The following is a 24,271-nucleotide window of genomic DNA, read 5'->3' on the forward strand; positions in this document are numbered from 1 at the left end:
GATGCCCTCGGAGCCGACGCCAGCCCCCGACGAGCGGTCGGTGGACGCCGACACCGCTTGCACCCACGACGCGGACGCCGTGCCCGACGGCGGCGAGGGTGACGACGAGGACGCCGAGACGGACGGCGGCCACGAGACGGAGTTGCAGGCGCACACGATCCGGCTCGAGCTGGTCGACGAGCCGGGGCAACTGCTCGCGGCGCTGAAGCCCATCGCGGACAACGGCGCGAACCTGCTGTCGATCTTCCACGAACGCGGGAGCCTCACGCCCCGCGGTCGGATCCCCGTCGAGGTCGACATCGAGTGTCCGCCCGCGCGCTTCGAGCCGATCCTCGAGGACCTGCGCGAGCGCGGCGTGAACGTGATCCAGGCCGACGCCGAGGAGTACGGCGACGAGGTGACGGTCGTCCTCGTGGGTCATCTCGTCGACACGGATCTGTCGGACACTCTCAAGAGCATCCAGAACCGCTCCGGGGCGTCGGTCGCCGACATCGACCTGTCGGCACCCGCGGGCGCGGGCTCGGAGGCGTACTCCAGCGCCCGACTCCGACTGCGCGCTCGCGCCGGCGAGACGGCCGACGTGGTCGCGTCCGTCCGCGAGGTGGCCGCCGAGAAGGACGTGCGCGTCATCGCGCCGCTGGAGGGCCGCCGATGAGGCTCGCCGTGCTGGGCGCGGGCGCGGTCGGCCGGGCGGTCGCCGAGTTGGCCGGCGAGTACGGTCACGAGGTGACCGCGCTGGCGGACTCCTCGTCGGCCGTCGTCGACGCCGACGGGGTCGACGTGGCGGCGGCGCTGACCCGGAAAGACGCCGGCGAACCGCTGGGCGATGCCGCCCCCGGCGACGCGCTGACCGCGGAGTACGACGCGCTGGTGGAGGCGACGCCGACGACGCTGGGCGACGCCGAGCCGGGCTTCTCGCACGTGCGGTCGGCCCTGGAACGCGATCGCGACGTCGTGCTCGCGAACAAGGGGCCGGTCGCCGAGCGCTACGCCGACGTGCGGGCGCTCGAGGCCGACTCCGCCGGGGAGGTGTACTTCGAGGCGACCGTCGGCGGCGCGATCCCGGCGTGTGCGACCGTCGACGACCTCGGGGCCGAGCACGTCTCGGCGGTCCGGGGCGTGCTCAACGGCACGGCGAACTTCGTGCTCTCGCGGATGGCCGCCGAGGGGCTGGACTACGACCACGTGCTCGCGGAGGCGCAGGACCTGGGCGTCGCCGAGGCGGACCCCTCCTTCGACGTGGAGGGGACCGACGCCGCCCTCAAGTGCGTCATCGTCGCGAACGTGCTCCGGGAGGCCGACTGCGACTCCCTCGAGGAGCTTCGAGCACGGGAGGTCACGCTCGCGGACGCCGACGTGGAGGGCATCCGAGACATCCCGGGGAGCGCGCTGGAGTTGGCCGCCGAGGACGGCCGGACGGTTCGGCTGATCGGGGAGGCGACGCGCGAGTCGGTGTCGGTCGGTCCGCGGCTCGTCCCCGAGCACGGGACGCTCGCGGTGACGGGCACGCGGAACATCGTCGAGATCGACCACGAGTACGCGGGCACCCTCGCCATCTCCGGGCGCGGCGCGGGCGGCGAGGAGACCGCGAGCGCTGTGCTCGCCGACGTGGCTCGACTGGAGTAGTCGTCGGGCTCTCCCCCGTGCAACCCCGACACACGGGACGGTCACACACGCGAAACCGCAAGACGACGGAGGGTCGCCCTGTTCAGCGTATCGAAATGGTTTTAGGGCGTTCGACCGTTACACGTCCTTACAGAGCGCCTCAGCGCTTGATTCAACAATGAGCGACAAACCCCACCAGAACCTGGCCATCATCGGCCACGTCGACCACGGGAAGTCCACGCTCGTCGGGCGGCTCCTCTTCGAGACAGGGAGCGTCCCCGAGCACGTGATCGAACAGCACCGAGAGGAAGCCGAAGAGAAGGGCAAGGGCGGATTCGAGTTCGCCTACGTCATGGACAACCTGGCCGAGGAGCGCGAGCGCGGTGTCACCATCGACATCGCCCACCAGGAGTTCGACACCGACGAGTACTACTTCACTATCGTCGACTGCCCGGGCCACCGTGACTTCGTGAAGAACATGATCACGGGCGCTTCCCAGGCCGACAACGCGGTACTGGTCGTCGCCGCCGACGACGGCGTCGCGCCCCAGACCCGCGAGCACGTCTTCCTGGCGCGCACGCTCGGCATCAACGAGCTGATCATCGGGATCAACAAGATGGACCTCGTCGACTACGACGAGGGCAAGTACAAGGAGGTCGTCTCGGAGGTCGAGGAGCTGCTCAAGCAGGTCCGCTTCGGCACCGAGGACGCCAGCTTCATCCCGATCTCGGCGTTCGAGGGCGACAACGTCTCCGAGGCCTCGGAGAACACGCCGTGGTACGACGGCGAGGTCCTCCTGGAAGCGCTCAACAACCTGCCGGAGACGGAGCCGCCGACGGACGCGCCGCTTCGGCTGCCGATCCAGGACGTGTACACCATCTCGGGCATCGGGACCGTCCCCGTCGGCCGTATCGAGACCGGCGAGATGCGCCCCGGCGACAACGTCTCCTTCCAGCCCTCGGACGCGGGCGGCGAGGTGAAGACGGTCGAGATGCACCACGAGGAGGTCGACTACGCGGGCCCCGGCGACAACGTCGGATTCAACGTCCGCGGCGTCGGCAAGGACGACATCCGCCGCGGCGACGTCTGCGGTCCCGCCGACGACCCGCCGACGGTCGCCGAGACGTTCCAGGCGCAGGTCGTCGTCATGCAGCACCCGTCGGTCATCACGGCCGGCTACACGCCCGTCTTCCACGCCCACACGGCGCAGGTCGCGTGTACGATCGAGTCCCTCGACCAGAAGCTCGACCCGTCCTCGGGCGAGGTTGCCGAGGAGAACCCGGACTTCATCAAGTCCGGCGACGCGGCCATCGTGACGGTGCGTCCGCAGAAGCCCCTCAGCATCGAGCCGTCCAGCGAGATCCCGGAACTGGGTTCCTTCGCGGTTCGCGACATGGGTCAGACCATCGCGGCCGGCAAGGTGCTCTCCGTCGACGAGCGCTAAATGCCCGGGCAACAAGCGCGCGTCCGACTCGCGGGCACGAGCCCCGACGACCTGGACGACATCTGCGACGACGTCCGCGAGATCGCGGACAAGACCGGGGTGGCCCTCTCGGGCCCCATCCCGCTCCCGACGAAGACGCTGGAGGTCCCGTCGCGAAAGTCCCCCGACGGCGAGGGGACGGCGACGTGGGAGCACTGGGAGATGCGCGTCCACAAGCGGCTGATCGACATCGACGCCGACGAACGCGCGCTCCGGCAGCTCATGCGGATCCAGGTCCCGAACGACGTCTCCATCGAGATCGTCCTCGAGGACTGACCTGAGGCGCACCGGACGCCCACGCGGGAGTCCGTTCGACGACCGATTCATCCGTTTTTCACCTCGCAAGCGGCGGCACCGTTTTGCGCACGGCTCGCGACCGTCGACCGTGACCCTCCGATCGATCGCCGGCCGCGACGCGGTTCGCCCGGTCGCGGAGACGCTCACCGCGATGGCGGTCGCCTCCGTGGCGTTCCGGGTCGTCGACGCGGTCGCGGCCCCGCTGGCCGCGGCCCTGTTCGTGCTCTCGACGCCGACGCTCGCGCCGTGGACGCTCGCGACGAGCGTCTACGCCCACGCGGGGGTCGGTCACCTGTTCGGCAACGCCGTACTCGTCGTCGTTGCCGGGGTCCCGATCGCCGCCGGAACGACCAGGGCGCGCTTTCACGCGTTCGTGCTCGCCACGGGTGCGCTCGCGGGGGTGGCGCAGGTCTGGATCGGCGGCCTGCTCGCACCGGCGACAGTCGGCGTTCTCGGAACCAGCGGAGCGGCGTTCGCGCTCGCGGGCTACGTCGCCGCCGCCAATCCCGCCGCCGGCGCGGCGGGACGGCTGATCGAGCGACTGGGCGCGTCGCCGCGGGCGGTCGTGTTCGTCGTCGCGCTCCTCGCGCTCGCGGTCACGCTGGCGTTCAGCCCGCCCGGGAGCGCGCTGGTGGCGCACTTCGTCGGGCTAACCCTCGGGATCGCGGCCGGCTCCGTGCGACTGCTTCGTGTGTGAGAAACGCACGGGGGCGGGGTGAAACGGAAGTCTCAAGTGCGATCCCGGGTTCCGATGTAATGCGGGCTCGTAGATCAGCGGTAGATCGCTTCCTTCGCAAGGAAGAGGCCCTGGGTTCAAATCCCAGCGAGTCCATCCCACTTCGGCTCGCTCTCGAAGGACCACAAAACGGCGAGTCACAACCCTGAATCGGGTGCTTCCTCCGTAGCCACGCGAAACGAACCTGAAAAGTACAGAGAGTTCACTGACATTCTCGGCGATCCCCGTGCAGTCGCGCGAATGAAGGCGGTGCTCCGGGGTGGTGTTGCATGAGCGTCACCGCAGACCCGAACGGGAGGAATTCGGTTCACCGGTAGGGGGTGTAGCTAAGGCCACCTCATCATTAGACCACAGCCCCCGCGACGTGAGCCGCAGGCGAAGCACCCCTCCGGGCGCGCGAAAAAATTCGTCAGAAGCAAAGTGGAACGGCTGTTAGGAAGGGATTGCCCACCCACCTTTTGCGCTGCGGGCCGGCTCCGCCGGCCCTCGGCAAAAGCTGGAGCAAAAGCACTCCTCCCTCGCTTCAGGCGGCGGAGCCGCCTTCCGCTCGGTCGTCGGCCCGCTCGCTCGCTACGCTCGCTCGCGGTGGGTGCGTCTATTGTTCTTAGTTTCTCTGTATTGACGGCAACTGGAACAGGATATATCACGTGCAGAGGATTTCAACAGAGCCACTCTACCGGGTATACCTCGAGTCATCACACCGAGCACGTGACCTCCGTGACCGTCAATAATACGCAGCGCCGGAGACGGGGTTCAGTCTCGCATGTATGTCGCTTCGATGGTCCACCCACCGTGTGATCTGGAATCGGGTACGATCACAGACCCGCCTATCACGTGCTCACTTACGGTCAGTACATCGCGGACCCAGTCAACAGAGGTAGTACCTTTGATCGCCATCAAGTAAATCGATACAGTACACGGTATTTTGATACCGGAGATACACGGCACTCACGTAATCAGGGACTGGTGTATCTGGGTTCTCTTCCTCATAAGCGGTTGTTTGCTGAGAGAGGCGATCAATGATTTGATTGATTAGTTCTTGCAACCCAGCTGTTCGGTCAGTCTCCGGAATTCCCTGCTGAGCAGGGTATTCAACCTTGTACTCGTACCCTGTGATCGCATAATCGAGGATTTCCTTTTTATTTGAAGACAGGAGATCATACCGTACCGGGTCGATATTTGACCGCTCTTCGTCGGAAAGCTGGACCTGGTTTAGTCGAATAGAGGTTTCAGAAGTCGGAAAAGTCGTCTGCGTCGGCGATTCCGTCGTTTCAGGTGTCGGAGATGGACTCGACTGCCCACTAGTGGACTGTCGCTCGGTCTCGGTCATCTCTGTAGCGGAACGCTGTCCCTGTTCCGACTCCCCGAGGCACCCAGAAATCCCGAGCACAATTGCTACTATTCCACTGAGCATAGACCGCCTCGAGCACACATTCATCGGTTATTTCTCATTATATTCTACTTAAATGGTTTGTGTATAAGTAGCAATAAAAATGGAAACTTTCATACTAATTATCTAAGTCGATATTTAATAATTCTTGTACGAATTATGGAGGGAGATGTAATATCGAGGTAGACAAACGAGTCTATCTGTACCAGACAAATAGCCTGTACTGGCTTTGTTGAAATCTCAGTTATTCGACATCTTTCTTGCTGAAACAGCCGACAGGGAGGCGTGCGAATCAATCAACTCTCGTTCCTCGAACCACGCCGGATGCCGCGTAGTAGAGTGCACCGAGGAGAACGGACAGTAGATATGTATATATGAAGAATATACCAGCGATCAGCGGGAGACACGACAGCGTCCTACAACCCGAAATCCGGCCCGATTCGAGCGCGAGAGTCCAGACGGTGCCGGCCAACCAGTCGAACTGTACGGAACCATCCGTGAGTAACGGAGGGACGACCCCCGAAACAAGAATCAACAGGAACGCCGCTAGGACAGCCCGATTCAGGAAGATAGTGCGAATTCGCCGCCGCTCCATAGGCCCTCCCTTCAGGACACTCCGGTAAGTGCTTTGACTGTATCTATCGCTGTCAACTGTGAGGTCGAAGCACAAAACCGAGCGTCGCTACTCCTCGTCGCCGCCGTCCGCGATCCGCTTCCCGCCGGCACGGTAGTCCTCGGGGTCGCCGCCGAGATCCTCGGCGAGCGCCTCCCGCAGCTCCTCGCCCTGTTCGTCCATCGCCTCCTTGAACTCCGTGAATTCCTCGTCGGTCATCGGTTCCGTGTTCCGTGCCATTCCTCGTACCTCTTGATATACCGTTCGCCGTGTTCGGATAAGTGTTCTTCGGCGAACGACAACGCCTCGCTCGGCGGCATCGGCGGGAACACCTCTCCACCGTCGATCTGCTCGCCGTCGCGGTACACGTCCATGTGGACCCCCTCTTCCAGCACGTCGTGCCCGAAATCCGATTCGGGGTCATGGTCAAAGCGCACGATGGGTTCCCACCTGTCGCCGTGGTCGTACTCGATCTGCACGACGAAGCGGGTTATCGTCCCGTTGTCGGAGGTGTAGCCGATTCGCCGCCGAACACGGTAATCGATCGGCGTGGTGAACTCGCGATCGTACTCGCGTGGCTCGTCACTCATCAGCGCGTTCGAGGTCTGAGGCGTCGAGGTTCGATAGCGCCTCTTCCCGGATCTCCCCGGTCCCGGTGACGCCGGATTCCTCGTCGACGGCGGCGCATTCGCCGTCGTCCGTCTGGATGAGACGGATGTCGCGCTTCGTGTTCATGGTCGGTCGTTGTCCGAAATCGGACAAAAGCCTTCGGTCAGTCCTCGTCGTCGGGGGAATCGTCTATCACGGCGTCGAAGTCGCCCGTATCCTCGTACCTGTCTCCAGGATTATAAATAAGTCGTCTGTCGACGCAGGCCTGCTCACGGCCGTCGACGGCTCAGTCGGAGGGTTCCCCGCTGGCGTGCTCGCGTTCCAGTTCGTGGTGTTCAGCCTCTCGGCGGCCGTTCTCGCCCTCGAAGTGACTTACACGAATGCGCTGTGAGCAGTCGTACATTGTGAATGCACAAGAGAGGCCTAGTGGAACGCTCCCAGCGAGTCCACTCCCGCTTTTTCCGACGCCTACGTCCCGGAGACGAGCGTCTCGCGCAGTTCGTGAAGCGAGTCGACGTCGAACGCCGGTTCGGGTTCGAGTTCGTCGTCGGTGTTGAACTCCCGGCGAACGAACGCGGCGTCGATGCCGACGTTGTGCGCGGCGGCCACGTCCGAGGGTCGGTCCCCGACGTACACCGCCCGGTCGGGCGTCAGGTCCGCGAGCGCCCGGTTCATGTACCGCGTCCCCGGCTTCTCAGCGCCGACGTCCTCGACGCCCGGTCGGAGGCCGTAGTAGGTGTCGAAGCGGTCGTCGAGCCCGAACCGGTCGAGCACGCGTTCGATGGCGCTGTGCTGGTTGTTGCTCACGATACCGCGGGCCGTCGGGAGGTCGAGGAGGGCGCGCGCGTCGTCGTACAGCGCCTTCTCGCCGTCCGTCATCGCAGTCACCTGGTTCTCCGTGACGAGCTCGTTTCGGCGGTGCCACAGGTCGTCGAAGCGGATCCCGTATGTCGACGCGAAGTGCTCCCGGGCGGCCGCGAGCCCGCCCTCCAACGTTCGAACGACGCGGAACTCTCGGGCGGTCGGGTCGTCGATGTCCGCCTCCGCCAGCGTCCGCTCGGCCGCGTCGTCGAACACCCACGACGGCGACCGCTCCACCAACACCCCGTCCATGTCGAACACGACGGCGTCGTACTCCATGACGCTTGCAGCGCCCCCGTGTGCATGAGGCTGACGGGTGACCTGTCACGACCCGCTGGGTACCGCCCCAAGACACATATCCGAGGCGTCGAAGACAGCCCCAGACACCACCATGGCACCGACGGTAGCCGTCGCACACTACCCCGAGGGGGCGGGGCACGCGACACGGATGCTCGCGATCGCCGAGGCGATCGAGGACGCCGGGGGGACCGTCCGGATGGCTGGCGGCGGTGCCGGCACCGAGTTCGTTGCGCTCAACGGGTACGACGAGTTCGAGCCGACCGTCGTCGACTACATCGGCGACTATCAGGACGGGTCGGTGTGGCGGACCGCGACCCGAAGCCTGCCGGCGAGCGTCGACCGGATCGCCGACTACCGGGCGTGGCTGTCGGCGACCGAGCCGGACGCGCTCGTCACCGACGACATGTTCGCGGCCATCGCGGCGACGCGGTGCGACGTGCCGCTGTACGTGCTGAAACACGACATGCCGGGGCTGTACGACGACCTGCTCGAACGAACCGGGGCGGGCGTTCACACCCGGTTCCAGCTGTCGGCCGCGCGGGAGTTCTTCTACCCGGTCGTGTGGCCCGAATCCGGCGCGGACCCGCCGCGTGCGACGCGGATCCCACCGGTCGCGCTCGACGGCGAGCCGCCGGTTCGAGACGGGTACGACGTGGTGGTCGTGCCGAGTCACTACTCGTCGCTGTCGCGGATTGCCGACCACCTCCGGCGACAGGGGTACGACGTGCTCGACGTGTCCGACGAGTCGTGGGAGCCCGTCGAGTCGCTGTTGCCGTATCTCCGCGGAGCCGACGCGGTCGTCTGCTCGGGCTACTCGACCGTGATGGACGCCGCCGTCGCCGGAACGCCCTGCGTCGTCCACCCGGCGACCGACGAGCAGGACGCCGTCGCGGAGTGGCTCGAGCGGTTCGACGTGACCGGCTTCGCCGTCGCGCCAGATCCGATCGACGTGCTCGATGCCGTCGCGGCCCCGCCCGACCCGCCGGCGTTCGAGAACGGGGCCGAGTTCATCGCTCGGCGGGTCACGACCGATCTGTGTGACCCCGACCCGTACGCGGCCGAGGAGGTCGACGGTGCTGAGGAGATCGACGGTACCGGGGCGGTCGACGGGACCGAGGTGCAGGCGACGGACCCGGAGGCGGCCGCCGGGATGGCCCGCGCGAACGCTCCCGTCGCCACCGGATCTCGCCTCGCGTCGTTCGCGGCCGTGCCGGCGCTCGCGGCGGCGTGTCTCGTCACGACCGGGAGCCTCCTGTCGCCCTCGCGTGCGGGACGGTCCGTGGCAGGGACGGTCGCGCGGGGCGTCGGCGGGCTCCGAACTGCCGGCGGCCACCTGCGCCGGGCGGGCGGTCGCGTCGCCGGTGCGGTCGCCGGCGCTGTGACCGATGCGTTGTCGGCTGGCCGCGACGGGTGTGGGGACGCGGTCGGTCGAGTTCGCCGTGTCGTCCCCGATCGGAGTCCGTTCTGAGCGCGAACTGCCGTCCGGTGTCGTGCGCCGTCGACTACACGCGCCGCTCGGTCACGTCGCCGTCGGCGTCGACGAGGAGGAGCCGGTCGACGCCGTCGAGCACGTCCGACCGGACGGCGTCGGCGTCGCTGGCCGGGAACGCGAGGGCCGTGTAAACGCGGTCGATGTCGACCGCATAGACGCGGCGGTCGAGGCTTTCGGCGTACCGGCCGTCCGCGACCTCGCGGAGCTTTCGCGCGTCGTCGACGTCGAAGTACGGCTTGCTCTCGACGACCAGCACGTCCCGCTCGCGGTAGGCGACGACGTCCGGCACGATCGACCCGCCGTGTTTTGTGCCGTCGGCGCGGTCGGCCGGGTGGAGCCGCAGCCCCGACCCGCTGGTGGGGTAGTCGACGGCGAACATGGTCCACCCCTCGCGCGTCAGGTGCGCTTCGACGGCCTCGGTGACTCGTTCCTCGTTCATCGCCGAGCTATCCCTCCCGCCACAACGCCCCGTCGTGAAACAGGATCGCGTCCGCGAAGTAGGCGTAACACCGGACGAGTTTCCGCTGTGTGTAGCGGGTGCCGTGGCGAACCTGCATGTAGTACCGGGGGATCTCGTGGGGCCGAAGGTCGTCGTACTCCCGCCCGAGCAGCAGTCGGCCGTCGACCGACACCACCTTGTTAACCTCCTCAAGGAACGCCTCGACGGACGAGCCCTCCTCGCTTCTGGCCGACACCGACAGCGACCCGTCCTCCACGCTCACGCTCCCCCAACAGAACACCAGATTCCTGTCGCGCTCTCTGTACGACTCGCCGATGCGCGTCTCCAGGTAGTCGATGGCCGCCAGCGCGCCGGGATACGGGTCGCCGCGGATCTTCGCGTTCGCCGAGTAGATGACGGTCTCGTCGCGGCGTTCGAGCAGTTCCGGCGTGCAGTCGGGGTCTTCCTCCTCCAGATACTCCACGACGAGGTCAGTCGGAACCGTGGTCGTGCTGGTGAGCGGCGACCACGTCCGATCGGGGCCTCCCTTGCTCGCGAACTCCTGGTGCATCCAGTTCCGGCGCTCGCGGATCGTTCGGTTCTTGATGAACTCGCGCTCGCTCCCGCCGGTGGCGCGGTCGACGAACACGTCGATCACCTCGAACAGGCGCTGCATCTCGGGGTCCGACCGCTCGGGCTGTCCCGCGATCTCGTCGTCGTACCGGAGTCCGTTCTGCGAGGAGGCCGCGGTCGGCGGCGAGCCGTCGCCGTCGAAGTCGGTCGGATAGTAGAACAACAGCGCCGGTTCGTCGTGGATCTGCATCGCGCTCTCGAGGGCCCTGAACACGAGCGGATTGAGTTCGTCCCAGTCCTGGCTGTTCGTGCGGACGATGAACGACGCCTCGGGGTAGATGTACAGCGCCGGCACCGACGCCTCCACGGAGGCGGCGATCCGCGGGAACCGCTGGAACGCGTTGTGTCCGGTGCCCGCCTCCTCCGATATCTCGACGGTGAACAGCGGCTCGTCGTTCGCCTCGACGATCAGATCCGGCGAGTCCAGATAGAGGATCTCCTTGATGTGGTCGGGGACTCGGTGGAACTCCCGAGGGTCGCCGGCGTCGCTCTTCGGGAGGTGTTCCGTCTCGATGTCGGCCCCGTGTGCGGCGAGGTCGGTGTTCTCCACGATGTACCGCGCGAACCGTTCGCTGTCGTGCCAGAGCCGAAACATCGGTCGATGGAACCGACTGGTCGCCGTCACGTATTAAACCGGCGCGGATCGGTCCGCTTGTCGCTCGGCAGTCGTCGACGCCGGCGAGGGCGGCTCAGTCGTCGCGGGGGAACCGACACCGAAGCCTCGCCGGGCAGGCGTCACACCGCGGCGACGCCGCGGTACAGGTCTCACTCGCGAACGCCAGCAGCGAGCGAACGTACGCCGCGGGGTCGTCCTCGGGGGCGATGGCCTCGGCGAGTTCGCGGAGGTACTCATCGTCGTCTCCGAGATCCGACCCGAACGAGCGGTCCACGTCGTCCGAACCCAGACCGTAGTAGCGACCGTACACCCTCGCGACGCGCTCGTCCACCACGGGGGCCGGGTCGCCGACGCCGAAACAGACGACCGTGGCGGCGACCGCCGGGGTCACGTGTGGCAGGTCGGTGAGCCTCTCCACGGTGGTCGGAAGGTCGCGGAAGAGCAGTTGCGTGCAGATGTCCCGCAGGTCGGCGATCCGGGCGTCGGCGTCGTCGATCCCGTGACGCTCGAGGAGCGTAGCGAGCGCCTCAGAGTCGGCCTCGCTGACGGCGTTCGCGTCCGGGTAGCGCTCGATCAGTTCGGCGTACGCCGCCGACACGTCGCCGTCGGTAGCGTCGCCGTCGGCGGTGTCGCCGTCGACAGCGTCGCCGGCGGCGTCACCGAGCAGGAGTTCGCCCGCGAGCACCTCGAACGGCGTCGGATCGGCGTCGGAGCGCATCCAGGGACGGACGGCGTCGCCCGACACGTCGGCCTCGCGGACGGCGTCGACCAGCGCTTGCGCGTCCCGCCCCCGGCGGACCGACTCGCCGATCCGTTCGGCCAGCAGCGGCGGGACGGCCATCCCCGTCTGTACGCGCCCCTGGACCGTGCCGCCCTCGAAGCGGAACGAGTCGGGGAACGACTGGAGGCGGGCGCGCTCGCGGACCGACAGTCCGCGGGACTGCTCGAAGTGACCGTACTGGAACTGCGGTCGGATCCCCCCGGCGATGATCGTCGGTCCCGGCTCGTCCGGGTGGAGGCGGATCCGCTGTCTGAAGCGGTCGTACATCGGCTCGCCGGGGTCGGTCCCCTCGACCCGGTCGATCGTCGTCTGTCGGTGATTGGGTGCCTGGTGGTTCGCGAGCGACGCGTCTGCGTCGCTGTCGTCACGGGTACCGTCGCTTCCGTCGCTGTCGTCGCGAGCACCGTCGTCGTCGCCGCTCTCGCCGTCGTCCGCGGCGGTGTCGCGCCCGTCGGCGACTCCCGCGTCGCGCTCGCGCATCAGCCGCTGGTACTCGGTGAGGTCGCCGTCGCCGGCCGCGTCGCGCTCAGTCGCGGCCTCGCCCGCGGCCAGCGCCGGCAGGTCGCCGATCGCCTCGGCGGCCGTCCGGTGATCCTCCTCGTGGGTCGGTCGCGGCCACAGGACCGGCGCGTCGGTTCGCGTTCCGAGGAAGAACAGCCGCCGGCGCGTCTGCGGGACGCCGTAGTCCGCGGCGTTGAGGATCCGGTGGTCGACGGTGTAGCCGAGCCGGTCGAGGCACTCCTCGATCGCCTCGACGAAGCCGCCGTCGTCGGCGGCCTTCATCGTCGAGACGTTCTCGATGAGGACGTACTCCGGGTCCAACAGCCGGACGCCCCTGATGAACTCCTCGAAGAGGTAGTTCCGCTCGTCCTCGTCGTGCTGCTTGCGGTTGGCGATCGAGAAGCCCTGGCAGGGGATGCCGGCCGTCAGCAGGTCCAGGTCGTCGCCGTCGAGCGCCTCCTCGGCCACCGTCGAGAGCATCGTCGACTCGACGGCGTCGTCGCTGTCGACGACGTCGAAGATGTCGCGCTCGTCGTCGTCCCGCTTGTTGATCCGCCGAATGTCGCCGAGGATCGTGTGAGCCTGGGGGTGGTTCTGCCGGTAGGTCCGCACCGACGGCTCGTGGATGTCGACCCCGAGCACCGCCTCGAAGCCGGCCCGTTCGAGCCCCGTCGAGATGCCGCCGGGACCGGAGAACAGGTCGATCACCGTCGGCCGGTCGCGGTCGCGCGACCCCGGTTCGACCGGGGGGAAGTGCTTCGGCTCGTCCGCCCAGTTGTGGCGGTTCTCCTCGATCTCGCTCCCGGGCTCCCACGCGTCAGCCATCGTCCTCGATCGGGGCGTGGGTCGGTTCGGGGGCGTGCGCAGCCATCGGATCGGAGGAGTGCGCGGGGTCGTTTCATCGTTTCGCTCCGCACGGGCCGAACCCCTGCGAACGGTCCCCCGGCGACCGCGTCGGTAACGGGGCCGTCTCGGCGACGGCGACCGCGTCGGCGACGCGACCGCGCCAGCGCCGCAACCGGACCGCCAACGCGACCGCGCCGGCGACGTAGTCACGTCTGTCTCGCGACGCGGTCACAACCGCCCTTCCTCGCAGTACCTCGGTTTCACTTTCACTCCGCATGGCTCGCGTACAAGTCGTCCCCGTCCATCACGGTGAGGTATGAGCACGAGTCAGGCCGTCGCCCGTCCCGAGCGCGTCGAGGTCGAGACCGGCACACGCGCGCGCATCGACGTGAGCGAGACCACGGTCCACGAGGTCGAATCGTTCCTGCGGCGCAACGACTGCACCGTCCACCTCGAGCGGCGCGGCGGGAGGACGGACCTGGTCGTTCTCGCGGACTGACGGGACCCCGTCGGCGTCGCGGTCGCGGCAGCGACGCTACTCGGGGACGGTCTCGGGTCGGTCGTACTGGGCGTCCTCGGGGTCGTCGACGACCTCGACGCCGCGGTTGTTCACCGCGTAGGAGTCGAGGCCGACCTCCTGCATGAACTGCTTGTAGAGGCGCTCGGCCGTCTCGCCGTCCTTCTGCTTGTCGGAGGCGCGGTCGCACAGTTCGATGAGATTCTCCGGGACGTCGTTCTCGTGGACGATCCAGTGGTTGATGAGGTCCGAGAGCCGGCGGATTGGAGAGGTGAAGTGTCCGTAGATGTCGAAGTTGAGGGCGTGGTGACCGCCGAAGGGGTCGTTCATGTACTTCGCACGGGGCATCACCTTCAGCACGGCGCGCTGGATCTTGTTGAGCTGGCGGTCGGGTGCCTGTTCGAGGGCGGCGTTGACGGCCTTTCGGGGGTCGTCGCCCCAGGCGTCGCCGGGGATGGAGACGCTGTCGAGCTCCTGGATCTCGTTGAGCGCCTCGTTCCACTGCTCGGGCGTGGGCTGCGGGTGGACGCGGTACATCGCCTCGACGCCGCGGTTCCACATCAGCTCGTGGGTCACCGCCTTGTTCGCCTTCAGCATGCACTCCTCGATGATGGTGTGGGCGCGGTCGCGGCTCGGATTCAACACCAGCGAGCCGTCCGCCTTGCGCTGCTCGTGGAGCTGGTCGGCCACGTCGTACGCGAGGACTGACTCCTCGTGCAGCGGGGCGTCGGGGTCCTCCAGACGCGCCTCGCATTGCTTGTAGGTGAGTCGCTCGTCGGAGTTGATCACGGACTTGTAGATGTCCAGTTCCTCGAACGAGAGCGTCTCCTTGTCGAGGCGCATCTCGACGGTGTGTGCGAGGCGGTCCTCGTTGGGGACCAGCGAACACACGGTCTCCGCGAGGATCGGCGGAAGCATGTGGACGGTGTAGCCGGGGAGATACACGGTGTTGCACCGCTCGACCGCCTCCTCCCACATCGCCGAGTCGGGATGAACGTAGTGGCTCACGTCGGCGATGTGGACCCACAGGTGGTACTCGTCGCCGTCGTCCTCGACGGAGATGGCGTCGTCGAAGTCCTGTGCATCGGCGGGGTCGGTCGTCCACGTCGTGAGGTCCCGGAGATCGCGTCGCTCGTCGACCTCGTCTCGTATCTCCTGTTGGACGCCCTCGGTTCGGTCCTTCGCCTCGCGTTTCACCTTCGGGGGAAACTCGTCGCGGATCTCGAACTCGGCGAACAGCGACTCGCGTTTGTCGGCGAGCGCGTCCGCGAGCCCCTGCGTGATGGTAACCGGTCCCTGGTCCTCGGCGGTGCCCTGGTCCGGCTCCTCTTCCGACTGTGCGTCGCTCATGGCGGCGGCTACGAGGGTGCGGTACGTGAGGGTTTCGGGGAGTGCGCGGTTCGAGACGCGAGCGAAGCGAGCGACGCGAGCGAGCCGACGATCCGGTGGCGACTCAGTCGCCGCGGCCGTCGGCGTCCTCGGCGTCGGCGTCCGGCTCCGCGTCCGGGTCGCCGTAGCGGCGCTGGACCTCGCGTTGGTAGGCGCGCACGTACGCCTCCTGTGAGTCGCCGCCGGCGGCCGCCTCCACCTCGCTCAACAGCGCCTCCAGGTCGTCGCGCGGCTGGTGGGACAGCCCGCGGTAACAGCCCTTACAGAGGTACTCGAACTCCTTGTCGCGACGGCTCCAGCGGTCGCCCTCCTTGTCGTACTCGCGGGCGTCCTCGCGGGACAGCGACTCCCCGCAGGCGATACAGACGACGGTCGACCGGTCCCGGTCCCGCCGGGAACCCCACATACCATCATGTCCGGGAGCGTCGAACTTAGCGTTTTTCGTGGGACCGATCGTCGCGCGCCGGCCGGTCGAGTGTGGACCGCCGTTCGGACTCGACCGCGAGCGTCGGGAACCGAGCGGTCGATTTATGCGCCGGACGCGCGGAGTCCGGGTATGGACGTCAAGTCGCGCCATCACCTCCGAAGCGACGCGGTCGCGGAGATCCGCGAGACGCTCGCCGAGCGCCTCGGCGTCGACCTCGAGGGCGACTCCTTCGAACTGGTCGAGCTCACCGACTCGCCGTTCGACCTGGTGCTCGTCGACGGCGACCCGGACGTGCTGTACCACGAGGACGACGGCGGGCGCGAGCCGTTCCTCACGGTTCGCGGTGCCAACGACCACCCGCCCGAGCGCGGCGTCGTCACGGTCGACGCCGGCGCTGTGTCGTTCGTCTCCGACGGCGCGGACGTGATGCGCCCCGGGATCACCGAGGCCGACGGCTCGATCGCCGAGGGCGACCTGGTCGTCGTCGCCGAGGAGACGCACGGGAAGGTGCTGGGCGTCGGCCGCGCGCTCGTCGACGGCGACGACATGGTCGGCGACTCCGGAAAGGTCGTGACGTCGCTGCACCACGTCGGCGACGACCTCTACGAGTTCTCGATCTGAGGCGGCCGCAGCTCCGACCGTCGCAGGTCCCACCGCCGCCCCGACTCACAGGAGCAGTTCGGTCACAGCGACGGCGACGGGGCTGCACGCGAGGAGTCCGACCCCGTAGAAGAACACGCGCACGTCGGATCCCATCGACGCCGGCGCGCCCTCGCCCGGGTCGCGGACGGTCCCCGCGACGCCCATCGAGTCGGCGTTCGAGACGGACGTCGTCGTCCGGGTGTTGCCGCCGCTCATCGTCACCCACAGGATCGACGCCAGCCCGGCGACGAACGTTCCGACCGCGCCGCCCGGGCCGGCGATCGCGACAAGCAGCGCGACCGACGCGCCGCCGCCGAGCAGGCTGTACCAAAACAGGCCGCGACGAAGGAGGGGCCAATTCACACGACAAAACGACCGCGAGCCGGCAAGTAGCTTCCGCCGGAGGTCGAGTGAACGATCGTCGTCCGCGCCGGACGACCGATCACTCGCCGCGATCGGCGTCTTCCCCGTCGCGATCGGCGTCTTCCCCGCTGCCGTCGTCGCCCTCCCCGCCGTCGGCGTCCGACTCCCCGTCGGTCTCGTCGTCGTCCAGTTCGTCGGCGTACTCCTCCATGAGGATCTCTCGCCCGCGACGCGCCTCCTCGAACGTCTCGCGCAGGTCGGCGATCGGCGTCTCCGTCGCGTCGACGCGCAGGTCGTCGTAGTACGTGCCGATGTCCCGCTCCTCGGTCGTCTCGACCTTCAGCGCGGCCGACTGCACCGGCAGGTGTTCGCGCTTGTCGCCGCCCTCGGCGTGGCCCGCCTCCAGCGCGTCGATCAGGCGCTCGGCGAGGGGGGCGTCGCCGAAGGCGTCGGACTCGTAGGCGCTCGCGACCGAGTCGATCACGGCTTCGCCGGTGAGGAGGTTCCCCGCGACCGTGTAGTTCTCGCCGCTCGTGTGGCCGTACCAGTCGTTGCACTCCTCGCCCGAGAAGGTGAACGTGCCGTCGGCGTCGACCCCGTGGAGCTGGCGCTGCGGGGAGCCGTCGTCGGCGTTGAGCAGCGACCGAAGCGCGTCGTCGACGGCCAGGCCGTCGTCGATGTACTCGATCCCCTTGCGCCCCAACTCCACGTTCACGAGCGACTGGGTCGCCACCGCGCCGTTCTCGGAGACGAACGGACAGAGGGTGCCGACGCCCGGCAGGCGGGTGGTCACGGCGACGCCGAAGCGGGTCTGTCGCTCCCCCTCGTCGTCGGTGTACTCCTCGCGGACGCAGATGCTGAAGGTCATTCGAGCGCGACTCGGGCCGGTCGGAGCAAAAAGGCGGGGTTCCCGGAACGCCGCCGACGCCGCTCGCGCGGTTCCTGGCGGACCCCGCCGATGACGGCGTCCGACGCGCGCGTGACGCGTCCGACGTACAGACTTATGGGTGGAGGGGGTTTGATGCCCTACATGGGCATCATGAGCAAGATCCTCGGCGGCGGCGGCACCCATAGCGCCGAGGACTACGTCGAGTTGGACCTCGACGACGTCGAGAGCGCCCGCGGCGGGGCGGGGATGCAGGTGCACATCGCGGAGATCGGGGACCAGCGCGACGTGATCGACATCAAGGACGCCGTCTACGACGGCGACTTCGTCATCGCGGACATCACGCGTCACTCGACGACCGACCAGACGGTCGAACGCATCATTGACGAGCTTCGTCAGGTCGCCGACGAGGTCGACGGCGACATCGTTCAGAAGGGCGACGACCAGCTCATCATCACTCCGACGGGCGTGACGGTGAGCCGCGAGAAGCTCGGCGAGTAGGGTCGACCCGGCGCGGTTCGACCCGACGTTCTCCCCTCAGGCGTCGAACTCCGTCAGCTCCGGCTCCGGAACGCCGTCGCCGGTGGTCTCGTCGCTTCCGTCGTCCCCGTCGGTACCGTGGGCCGCCCGATACGCGGCCCGGTACGCGCCGATCTTCCGGATGAGCACGAGCGCGAACACGCCGTCGAACAGCGCGATGTAGACGAACGAGGACGCGAGCGACGGGAGACCGACCACGGAGTTCAACACGGCCGACCCGATACCGACGGTGGAGTTGTACGTCGCGTGGATGAGCGCCGCGATGATCAGCCCCTTGATCACGATCGGGCCGCGGTTCTCGGGGTTGAACTTCGCCAGCCCGAGGTAGTAGCCCGCGAACGCGGAGTAGATGACGTGTCCCGGGCCCGCCAGCGCGCGGGTGAAGGTGATGCCGCCCCCGACGCCGATCAGTCCGACGCCGAGGTCGAGGCCGGTCTGTTCGACGCCGCGGGAGATGTACAGCGCGTTCTCGATGAACGCGAAGCCGAGGCCGGCCATCGCGCCGTACACCGCGCCGTCGAGCACGGAGTCGAAGCTGTCGTGGCCGTAGGCGTACAGCCGCACGGCGAGCAGCTTCACGGTCTCCTCGACGGGCCCGACGATGATGAAGAAGAACGCGAGGGTGCCGAGGAAGCCGATCGGCTCGAAGAACGGACGCGCCACGGAGTTGAGGATCGCCGCGAAGTTGGCGGTGAGCACGCCCAGGAGGAACGTCGCGACGAGCAGGCCCAGCGGCTCGCTGGTCGTGATGTCGGAGCGATACACGTACACCGCAAGCGCCAGCGCCGGCACGGCCGACAGCGCGGTCAGCGCGCCGATCGCCGGGTCGGTGACCGCCGAGAAGCCGCCGAACCCGAGCAGCAACACGGCCGCGACGAGGATCGTCCCCCATCGGGCCGACCCCGAGAGGACGCGATAGATGGCGACCGACAGCCCGTCCAGGGAGGTCCGCTCCTCCCACGTCGCCACGTCGTACAGGTCGTTCTCGGAGGTGGCGGCGTCCTCGATCGGGTCCGTCCGCTCCTTCTTGGTCATCGTGTGTCGACTCGATCGACCGCCTCCGCCTTGTTTCTTGTCGCGGCATCGAACTCCCGGCCGGGCGTCGAGCGCGACCGGTACGTTTGACACGCCGCCCGTCCAAGTCGGCGTGTGCACTTTGACCCGCGCGAACAGGCCGCGCTCCGCGCGGTCGGACTCGACGACGAGGACATCGAGACGGCCGCAGACCACGTCGCGAGCGCGGTCGACGAGGCCGCCGCCGACCTCGACGACTTCTTCGGCGGCGGCACGTACTACTCCGACATGGACACGGTACACGACGACGGTAAGATCCGCGAACACGAGGTCGACCACCTCGACGTGTACACTCACGCGGCCGACCTGCGAGGATACCTGAAGTTCGACCGCTGGGGCGTCCCCGTCGAGGACGGCCGCGTGCTGAACGACGGGGTGGTCGAACTCACCCTCGGCGACACGGTCAACGACCGGGTCAGGTTCGCCCGGGACCCCGACGCGCTATGAGCGAACGGAGGCCCGGCGGCGACGGCGACGCGGACGGGAGCGACGCCGGCGGGAGCGACGCGAGCGACTCCGACTCGACGACCCACCGGGTCCGCGTCCGTGGAATCTACGCCACGGCCCTCACTCGGTCGCTGCTCTCGGCCGGCCACGAGGTGGTGCAGGCGAGCCCGCCGATCCGGCGGCGCTTCGACGCCGACCTCCCCGCCGCCGACCACGACGCGAGCGTCGAGACGACCGACGACCGCCAGGGCGTCGGCGTCGCCGGCGACCCCGCGGCCGTCGCGGACCTCCGGGACCACCTGCTCGGCGTGGGAGTCGACGCGCTCGCCTGGGACGACCCCGCGCCGCTCGGGACCGTGTTCGACGGCGTCGTGACCGAGACGCTCGGCGGCGGCGCGGTCGTCGACCTCGGCGAGGTCGGCGACGACGCCCCCGAGGGGTACCTCCCGTTCGGCAACGCCGACGACCACGTCGCCAAGGGCGACGCCGTCCGCGTGCAGGTGCTCGAGGCGGCCGCGCCGTGGGCGGACGACCGCGCCGTGCTCGACACGCGGATCCGGGCGATGGCCGGCCTCGCGACGCTCGTCCCCGGCCGGGAGGGCGTCCGCGTGAGCGGAGCGGACGACGCCGACGCCCGCGAACTCGCCGGGATGACCGACCTCCTCGCGGCGGACGTGCCCGACGGCTGGGGGATCGAGTGGAGCCGCGACGCCCGCGACGCGAGCATGGACGCCCTTGGCGACGCGCTGGCGCGGGCGAGCGACCGCGCTCGAACGCTCGAGTCGGCGCTGGAGGAGCCGCGGGGCGAGCCGGGACCCCTCGCGTCGCCGACGGCGGGCGCGTGGGTGTGGTTCGGCCGCAGTTGTCGATTCGCCCTGGACGAGACGCGCCGCGAGGTGACGACGACGATGCCCGGCCACCACCGGACGAAGGCGGCCTCGCGGTCGGCGTCCGCGGGCGTCGACCTCGCGGAAGCGCTGGTCGCGTCGGACGAGTTCTCCCGCGACTCCGGCGCAGACACGGACTTCCCGTTCGGCGTCGTCGCCGACCAGTTCGGCCCCCGCGAGGGCGACCGGATCGCCATCGGCCACGGAAAGCCCGACGGGAGACTCATCGTGCTCGGCCGCGGGGACGTGACCGACCTCGACCCCGCCGACGGCTCGCTCACGCTCGAACGACGGATGAGCGCCGGCGGGAGCTACGACGCCCTCGACGCCCGACGCGAGGCCGGCGACGTGGCGACGACGACGTTCCGCGAGGGTCGGTGGTGGTACCCGACCGTCTACCGCGACGAGGACGGCGACAGGAAGGGGACGTACGTGAACGTCTGCACGCCCGTCGAGGCGTTCCCCGACTCGGTCCGCTACGTCGACCTCCACGTCGACGTGGTCAAACACGGCGACGGTCGCGTCGAGCGCGTCGACGACGACGAACTCGACGAGGCCGTCGAACGCGGCGAGGTCACCGAGGAACTGGCCGAGAAGGCCCGGAGCGTCGCGAGCGCGCTGGAACGGGCGCTGTAACGGGACCGGACTCGCTTGCGGACCGGCTTCCGCTCGTCGCCCGGTCTCCCCTCAGAAGTGGTCCGACGACTCCGTCGAGTACTGTAGGTCGCCGCCGCGGCCGCCCTCGACGGTGCTGGAGCCCATCTCGCCGGTGTCGGGCACCTTCACGTGCACCTCCTCGACCTCGTCGAAGTCCATGATAAGGTCGCGTTTGATGTTCTGTGCGGTGATGTCGGAGATGCCACAGCCCGAGCAGGTGCCGCCGAGCTCGACGACGACGACGCCCTCATCGGGGTCGGCCTCGCGCACGACGCTGGTCCCGCCGTGCATCTGGATGATCGGCATCTGTCCGACCATCCACGTCTCGACGCGCTCCGCGAGGTCGCTCATTACTCCGAGTTGGTACCCGGAGGGTTGAAAGGTTGCGGTTCCGCGAGCACGCGGGCCGCCGGAAGAAACTTCCTCACGGTCGTTGCGGACGGATACGCGTCGTCCGCCGGCGACGACGGTGGCGGTCGGCCATCGCCGTCGCCTCCCCCGCGGTGGCCCGGCGGCGTCACCCCTCACGGCGTCACCCCTCACAATCCTCGGAGCCACCGGAGCGCCGTCGCGCGCGGCCGAGCGCGAGGGCCCCGCTGGCGAGGAGGCCGCCGACCGCGCCGGCGACGCCGAACCCCGGGCCGGCCGCGTGCGACTTGGTCTCGCCGTCGCCGGTTCCGTCCTCTCCGTCGTCGTCGCCCGCGCGGTCGGCCGTCGCGCCCCCGGAGCCGTCGGTTCCGGTCGACGGCGATCCGGCGGTCGAACTCTCGGCCGTCGGCGAGTCGGTCGAACCGTCGCCGGCGTCGTCGCCCTCGGCGTCCGCGCGCAGGCGATCCCGGCTCCCGCCGACGCCGGCGGCGTCGGGGAACGTCCAGACGCCGGCCGGCGCGCCGCCGTCGGTTCCCATCGACGACGCGAGGAAGAACGACCCGCGCTCGCCCGCGACGGCCGTCCAGAAGCGCGCCGCCTCGGGGTCGGCCCACCACGTCTCCTCGACGGGGTCGGCCGGGTCGGAGATGTCGTGGCGCTTCACGCCGCCCTGATACCACGAGGTGTACAGCGTCCCGTCGGCGATGTCGAGGTTGTGGGCGGTCGTCCAGACGCCGTCGAAGGTCGGGTCCGGCGTCGCCGGCGGGGCGACGGTCGACAGCAACGACGGCTCGGCGGGGTCGGACACGTCGTAGAGGTCGACGCCGCTGGGGCCGCCGATGCGGCCGCCGTCGCGCTCGACGGCCCAGCTCTCGCGGCCGACAGCGAGGGTGTCGCCGCCGGGCGCGAGCACGGCGACGTGGTGGTTGCCGGGGGGCACGAAGCTCTCCCGGGGCGGCGGATCGCGAAGCGCCGCCGGGTCGCCGGGGTCGACGCGACCGATGAGGACGGGGGCTGACGGGTCGCTCACGTCGAGGAGGGCCGTGCCGGCGTCCCAGTAGGCCACCGCCGCGACGCCGTCTCGGACGGTCACGTCGTGGACGGTCCGTAGGCCGGCGTCCACGTCGGCCCAGGCCTCGTCGGCGTCGAACAGCGACCATCGGCCGACCTCGGCCGGGGACTCGGCGTCGACGACGACCACCGGCTCGCCCCGCTGGCCGTTGCCGGTCAGATAGCAATAGCGCCCGTCGATCGTGCAGTTGTGGATGGGGAACGTCGTCTCGTGGAACCCCACCTCCTCGGGGTCGGCCGGGTCGGACACGTCGACGACGAGCAGGCCCCGTGCGAGGCCGCCACGGCGTTCGGCCGGGCCGACGACCGCGAGGCGGTCGCCCGAGACCGACACGTCGTGGACGAGGCCGAACGGGTCGCCCGCCCGGTCGGCCAGCGGTTCGCGACGCTCGGCCAGCACGGTCGGGTCCGACGGGTCCGAGCAGTCGACGGTCGCGTAGCCGTCACCGAGCGCGAGATACGCCGTGCGGCCGTCGGTCGAGACGACCGCCTCGCGGGTGCCCGCGAGGTCGAGTCGCCCGAGGGGCGCGTACGGGTCCGACGAGGCCGGCGGAGCGTCGTCGCCGACGGAGAACGCGTCGTCGCCCGCGGGGGAGCCGTCGCCGTCGTCGCCGGCGGCCCTGCCGACGACGGTGCCGACGCCCAGGCTCGCCGCGAGGGCGGAACCGCCGGATCGGAGGAGGCATCGGCGTCGCATGGGGCCGTGTGTACCGGGCCGTGGGCCCGGATGGTAAAAGCGCTAGCGCCGACCGACGGTCACGCCGTGGAACTGCGACGGAGGGTCACGCCGTGGAACTGCGACGGAGGGTCACGCCGTGAAACTGCGACGAGGACTCACGCCGTGCGCTCGCCGGTGCCGTCGGTGATCGCCGACGCGAGCGCGCCCTTGACGACCACGTCGTCGCCCATGTCGGTGAGGCGCACGTCGGGGACGTTGACGAAGGTGGTGTCCTCCAGGCGCTCGCGGACGGGATCGAGGACGATTTCGGGGTTGTTGAGCGCGACAGCGCCGCCGACGCGGACGACCAGCGGCGCGTAGGCGTTCGCGAGGTTGGTGAAGCCGACGACGTTCCAGTCGGCCACGCGCTCGACGACGCGGTCGGCCAGCGGGTCGTCGCCGTGAGCGTCGAACACGTCGACCGCCGAGAAGTCCGGCGAGTCGAGCGCCAACTCCGTCGGGAGGCCGTCCGTCGTCTCGGCGAGGTAGCGCGCGTACTCGGGGATGTTGTTGCCGGAGCAGTACGCCTCCCAGTGGCCGTCGCGGCCGCACCCGCACGTCATCGCGCCGTCGGGGTCGACGACCATGTGGCCGACCTCGCCGGCGTTACCGTCCCAGCCCGAGAGGACGTGGCCGTCGACGCACACGCCAGCGCCAAGCCCGGAGGAGATGGTGACGTACACCATGTCGTCGGGGTTGCGGTCGCTGTGGAACCGCTCGCCGATGACGCCCGCGATGGTGTCGTTGTGGAGGAAGACGCGGTCCGTGTCGAGCAGTTCAGAGAGCGGTCCCACGAGTGGAACGCGGCCGACGTCGGGGATGTTCGCCGGACCGTCGATGACGCCCTCGGCCAGGTCGAGCGGGCCGATAGAGCCGATCCCCGCCGCCGCCACGTCGGTGGGATCGACGCCGGCGGCCGAGCACGCCTCGCGGACGACCCGCAGAACCGCCTCGGTGATCGCGATGCCGGAGCCGCGGGGGGTGGGCGTCTCCGCCCGCGAGCGGATCTCCGCACGGTCGTCGCCGACGACGGCGCGGAGGTTCGTGGCCCCCAGGTCCACGCCCACGTAGTGAGCCATCGG

28 protein-coding genes and 1 tRNA gene are annotated in these 24,271 nt (G+C 68.9%); 13 read left to right on the forward strand and 16 right to left on the reverse strand.

Translation table 11 applies throughout. The annotated features are described in order from the left end of the window. The first annotated feature begins 1 nt into the window (after position 1). The 6 genes from Hbl1158_RS04435 to Hbl1158_RS04460 all read left to right on the forward strand — a co-directional run bounded on the left by Hbl1158_RS04435 (position 2) and on the right by Hbl1158_RS04460 (position 4,217). Complete coding sequence (locus tag Hbl1158_RS04435; RefSeq protein WP_234298855.1) at positions 2–655, forward strand: amino acid-binding protein; 654 nt, start codon at positions 2–4, stop codon at positions 653–655. Continuing rightward, the gene (locus tag Hbl1158_RS04440) at positions 652–1,626 is read left to right on the forward strand and encodes a homoserine dehydrogenase (protein WP_234298856.1); all 975 of its coding nucleotides are present in this window, start codon (positions 652–654) and stop codon (positions 1,624–1,626) included. The genes Hbl1158_RS04435 and Hbl1158_RS04440 overlap by 4 nt, the downstream gene beginning before the upstream one ends. A 157-nt stretch (positions 1,627–1,783) precedes the next feature. Further along, positions 1,784–3,049, forward strand: coding sequence for a translation elongation factor EF-1 subunit alpha (gene tuf, locus Hbl1158_RS04445; protein ID WP_234298857.1), 1,266 nt, complete (start codon positions 1,784–1,786; stop codon positions 3,047–3,049). Continuing rightward, the gene (gene rpsJ / locus Hbl1158_RS04450) at positions 3,050–3,364 is read left to right on the forward strand and encodes a 30S ribosomal protein S10 (protein ID WP_073306642.1); all 315 of its coding nucleotides are present in this window, start codon (positions 3,050–3,052) and stop codon (positions 3,362–3,364) included. Between the two features lie 109 nt (positions 3,365–3,473). Continuing rightward, the gene (locus Hbl1158_RS04455) at positions 3,474–4,082 is read left to right on the forward strand and encodes a rhomboid family intramembrane serine protease (protein ID WP_234298858.1); all 609 of its coding nucleotides are present in this window, start codon (positions 3,474–3,476) and stop codon (positions 4,080–4,082) included. A gap of 63 nt (positions 4,083–4,145) precedes the next feature. Continuing rightward, positions 4,146–4,217: transfer RNA gene (locus tag Hbl1158_RS04460), tRNA-Ala, on the forward strand. 772 nt (positions 4,218–4,989) lie between these two features. Here Hbl1158_RS04460 and Hbl1158_RS04465 read toward each other — a convergent pair. The 4 genes from Hbl1158_RS04465 to Hbl1158_RS04480 form a co-directional block, all read right to left on the reverse strand. Next, positions 4,990–5,535 (reverse strand): hypothetical protein, encoded by a 546-nt coding sequence (locus Hbl1158_RS04465; protein WP_234298859.1) that lies wholly within the window; start codon positions 5,533–5,535, stop codon positions 4,990–4,992. A 658-nt stretch (positions 5,536–6,193) separates the two neighbouring features. Next, on the reverse strand, positions 6,194–6,343 hold the full coding sequence (locus tag Hbl1158_RS04470) for a hypothetical protein (protein ID WP_234298860.1): 150 nt from the start codon (positions 6,341–6,343) through the stop codon (positions 6,194–6,196). Further along, positions 6,340–6,714, reverse strand: coding sequence for a hypothetical protein (locus Hbl1158_RS04475; RefSeq protein ID WP_234298861.1), 375 nt, complete (start codon positions 6,712–6,714; stop codon positions 6,340–6,342). The genes Hbl1158_RS04470 and Hbl1158_RS04475 overlap by 4 nt, the downstream gene beginning before the upstream one ends. Next, positions 6,707–6,859: a hypothetical protein gene (locus tag Hbl1158_RS04480; RefSeq protein ID WP_234298862.1), complete on the reverse strand. Its 153-nt coding sequence runs from the start codon at positions 6,857–6,859 to the stop codon at positions 6,707–6,709. The genes Hbl1158_RS04475 and Hbl1158_RS04480 overlap by 8 nt, the downstream gene beginning before the upstream one ends. Between Hbl1158_RS04480 and Hbl1158_RS04485 the strand changes: the two genes are divergently transcribed. Further along, positions 6,852–7,124 (forward strand): hypothetical protein, encoded by a 273-nt coding sequence (locus Hbl1158_RS04485; protein WP_234298863.1) that lies wholly within the window; start codon positions 6,852–6,854, stop codon positions 7,122–7,124. The two genes, Hbl1158_RS04480 and Hbl1158_RS04485, sit on opposite strands and share 8 nt — an antisense overlap. A gap of 77 nt (positions 7,125–7,201) precedes the next feature. Here Hbl1158_RS04485 and Hbl1158_RS04490 read toward each other — a convergent pair whose 3' ends face one another. Beyond that, positions 7,202–7,873: an HAD family hydrolase gene (locus Hbl1158_RS04490; RefSeq protein ID WP_234298864.1), complete on the reverse strand. Its 672-nt coding sequence runs from the start codon at positions 7,871–7,873 to the stop codon at positions 7,202–7,204. 112 nt (positions 7,874–7,985) lie between these two features. On the opposite strand from Hbl1158_RS04490, the gene Hbl1158_RS04495 reads away from it, so the two are divergent. Continuing rightward, positions 7,986–9,362, forward strand: coding sequence for a hypothetical protein (locus tag Hbl1158_RS04495; RefSeq protein WP_234298865.1), 1,377 nt, complete (start codon positions 7,986–7,988; stop codon positions 9,360–9,362). Positions 9,363–9,396: 34 nt separating this feature from the next. On the opposite strand, the gene Hbl1158_RS04500 is transcribed toward Hbl1158_RS04495, so the two are convergent. The 3 genes from Hbl1158_RS04500 to dcm form a co-directional block, all read right to left on the reverse strand. Then, on the reverse strand, positions 9,397–9,825 hold the full coding sequence (locus Hbl1158_RS04500) for a hypothetical protein (protein WP_234298866.1): 429 nt from the start codon (positions 9,823–9,825) through the stop codon (positions 9,397–9,399). Between the two features lie 7 nt (positions 9,826–9,832). Further along, positions 9,833–11,053, reverse strand: coding sequence for a hypothetical protein (locus Hbl1158_RS04505; RefSeq protein ID WP_234298867.1), 1,221 nt, complete (start codon positions 11,051–11,053; stop codon positions 9,833–9,835). Between the two features lie 94 nt (positions 11,054–11,147). Next, positions 11,148–13,181, reverse strand: coding sequence for a DNA cytosine methyltransferase (gene dcm, locus Hbl1158_RS04510; RefSeq protein WP_234298868.1), 2,034 nt, complete (start codon positions 13,179–13,181; stop codon positions 11,148–11,150). Between the two features lie 337 nt (positions 13,182–13,518). On the opposite strand from dcm, the gene Hbl1158_RS04515 reads away from it, so the two are divergent. Beyond that, complete coding sequence (locus tag Hbl1158_RS04515) at positions 13,519–13,701, forward strand: hypothetical protein (RefSeq protein WP_234298869.1); 183 nt, start codon at positions 13,519–13,521, stop codon at positions 13,699–13,701. 36 nt (positions 13,702–13,737) lie between these two features. Here the strand turns inward: Hbl1158_RS04515 and Hbl1158_RS04520 are convergent, their stop codons facing one another. Both Hbl1158_RS04520 and Hbl1158_RS04525 read right to left on the reverse strand, forming a co-directional pair. Continuing rightward, entirely contained in the window at positions 13,738–15,069 is a 1,332-nt protein-coding gene (locus Hbl1158_RS04520; RefSeq protein WP_234298870.1) for a ribonuclease R family protein, read from the reverse strand. A gap of 103 nt (positions 15,070–15,172) precedes the next feature. Next, positions 15,173–15,514 (reverse strand): hypothetical protein, encoded by a 342-nt coding sequence (locus tag Hbl1158_RS04525; protein WP_234298871.1) that lies wholly within the window; start codon positions 15,512–15,514, stop codon positions 15,173–15,175. Positions 15,515–15,664: 150 nt separating this feature from the next. Between Hbl1158_RS04525 and Hbl1158_RS04530 the strand changes: the two genes are divergently transcribed. Further along, on the forward strand, positions 15,665–16,156 hold the full coding sequence (locus tag Hbl1158_RS04530; RefSeq protein ID WP_234298872.1) for an RNA-binding protein: 492 nt from the start codon (positions 15,665–15,667) through the stop codon (positions 16,154–16,156). Positions 16,157–16,201: 45 nt separating this feature from the next. On the opposite strand, the gene Hbl1158_RS04535 is transcribed toward Hbl1158_RS04530, so the two are convergent. Together Hbl1158_RS04535 and Hbl1158_RS04540 are read right to left on the reverse strand one after the other, a co-directional pair. Continuing rightward, a complete protein-coding gene (locus Hbl1158_RS04535) occupies positions 16,202–16,540 on the reverse strand; it encodes a hypothetical protein (protein WP_234298873.1) in 339 nt (112 codons plus the stop codon). Between the two features lie 79 nt (positions 16,541–16,619). Beyond that, positions 16,620–17,408 carry a DUF1028 domain-containing protein gene (locus Hbl1158_RS04540; RefSeq protein WP_234298874.1) on the reverse strand — a complete coding sequence of 263 codons (789 nt, stop codon included), beginning with the start codon at positions 17,406–17,408 and terminating at the stop codon, positions 16,620–16,622. Between the two features lie 162 nt (positions 17,409–17,570). On the opposite strand from Hbl1158_RS04540, the gene sepF reads away from it, so the two are divergent. After that, entirely contained in the window at positions 17,571–17,927 is a 357-nt protein-coding gene (sepF, locus tag Hbl1158_RS04545; RefSeq protein WP_234299470.1) for a cell division protein SepF, read from the forward strand. Between the two features lie 36 nt (positions 17,928–17,963). On the opposite strand, the gene Hbl1158_RS04550 is transcribed toward sepF, so the two are convergent. Further along, positions 17,964–19,001 (reverse strand): PrsW family intramembrane metalloprotease, encoded by a 1,038-nt coding sequence (locus tag Hbl1158_RS04550; protein WP_234298875.1) that lies wholly within the window; start codon positions 18,999–19,001, stop codon positions 17,964–17,966. Positions 19,002–19,115: 114 nt separating this feature from the next. On the opposite strand from Hbl1158_RS04550, the gene Hbl1158_RS04555 reads away from it, so the two are divergent. Further along, positions 19,116–19,487 carry a hypothetical protein gene (locus Hbl1158_RS04555; protein WP_234298876.1) on the forward strand — a complete coding sequence of 124 codons (372 nt, stop codon included), beginning with the start codon at positions 19,116–19,118 and terminating at the stop codon, positions 19,485–19,487. Continuing rightward, on the forward strand, positions 19,484–21,010 hold the full coding sequence (locus Hbl1158_RS04560; protein ID WP_234298877.1) for a DUF402 domain-containing protein: 1,527 nt from the start codon (positions 19,484–19,486) through the stop codon (positions 21,008–21,010). Before Hbl1158_RS04555 ends, Hbl1158_RS04560 begins: the two co-directional genes overlap by 4 nt. Positions 21,011–21,061: 51 nt before the next feature. Here the strand turns inward: Hbl1158_RS04560 and Hbl1158_RS04565 are convergent, their stop codons facing one another. The 3 genes from Hbl1158_RS04565 to Hbl1158_RS04575 all read right to left on the reverse strand — a co-directional run bounded on the left by Hbl1158_RS04565 (position 21,062) and on the right by Hbl1158_RS04575 (position 24,268). Beyond that, positions 21,062–21,382 (reverse strand): NifU family protein, encoded by a 321-nt coding sequence (locus Hbl1158_RS04565; protein WP_234298878.1) that lies wholly within the window; start codon positions 21,380–21,382, stop codon positions 21,062–21,064. 181 nt (positions 21,383–21,563) lie between these two features. Beyond that, positions 21,564–23,168, reverse strand: a complete 1,605-nt coding sequence (locus Hbl1158_RS17245; protein WP_303647438.1) for a hypothetical protein — start codon at positions 23,166–23,168, stop codon at positions 21,564–21,566. 137 nt (positions 23,169–23,305) lie between these two features. Next, positions 23,306–24,268 carry an ROK family protein gene (locus tag Hbl1158_RS04575; protein ID WP_234298879.1) on the reverse strand — a complete coding sequence of 321 codons (963 nt, stop codon included), beginning with the start codon at positions 24,266–24,268 and terminating at the stop codon, positions 23,306–23,308. Positions 24,269–24,271: the final 3 nt, after the last annotated feature.

Source organism: Halobaculum sp. CBA1158 (assembly GCF_021431925.1).
In the GTDB taxonomy this organism is placed as follows: Archaea; Halobacteriota; Halobacteria; order Halobacteriales; family Haloferacaceae; genus Halobaculum.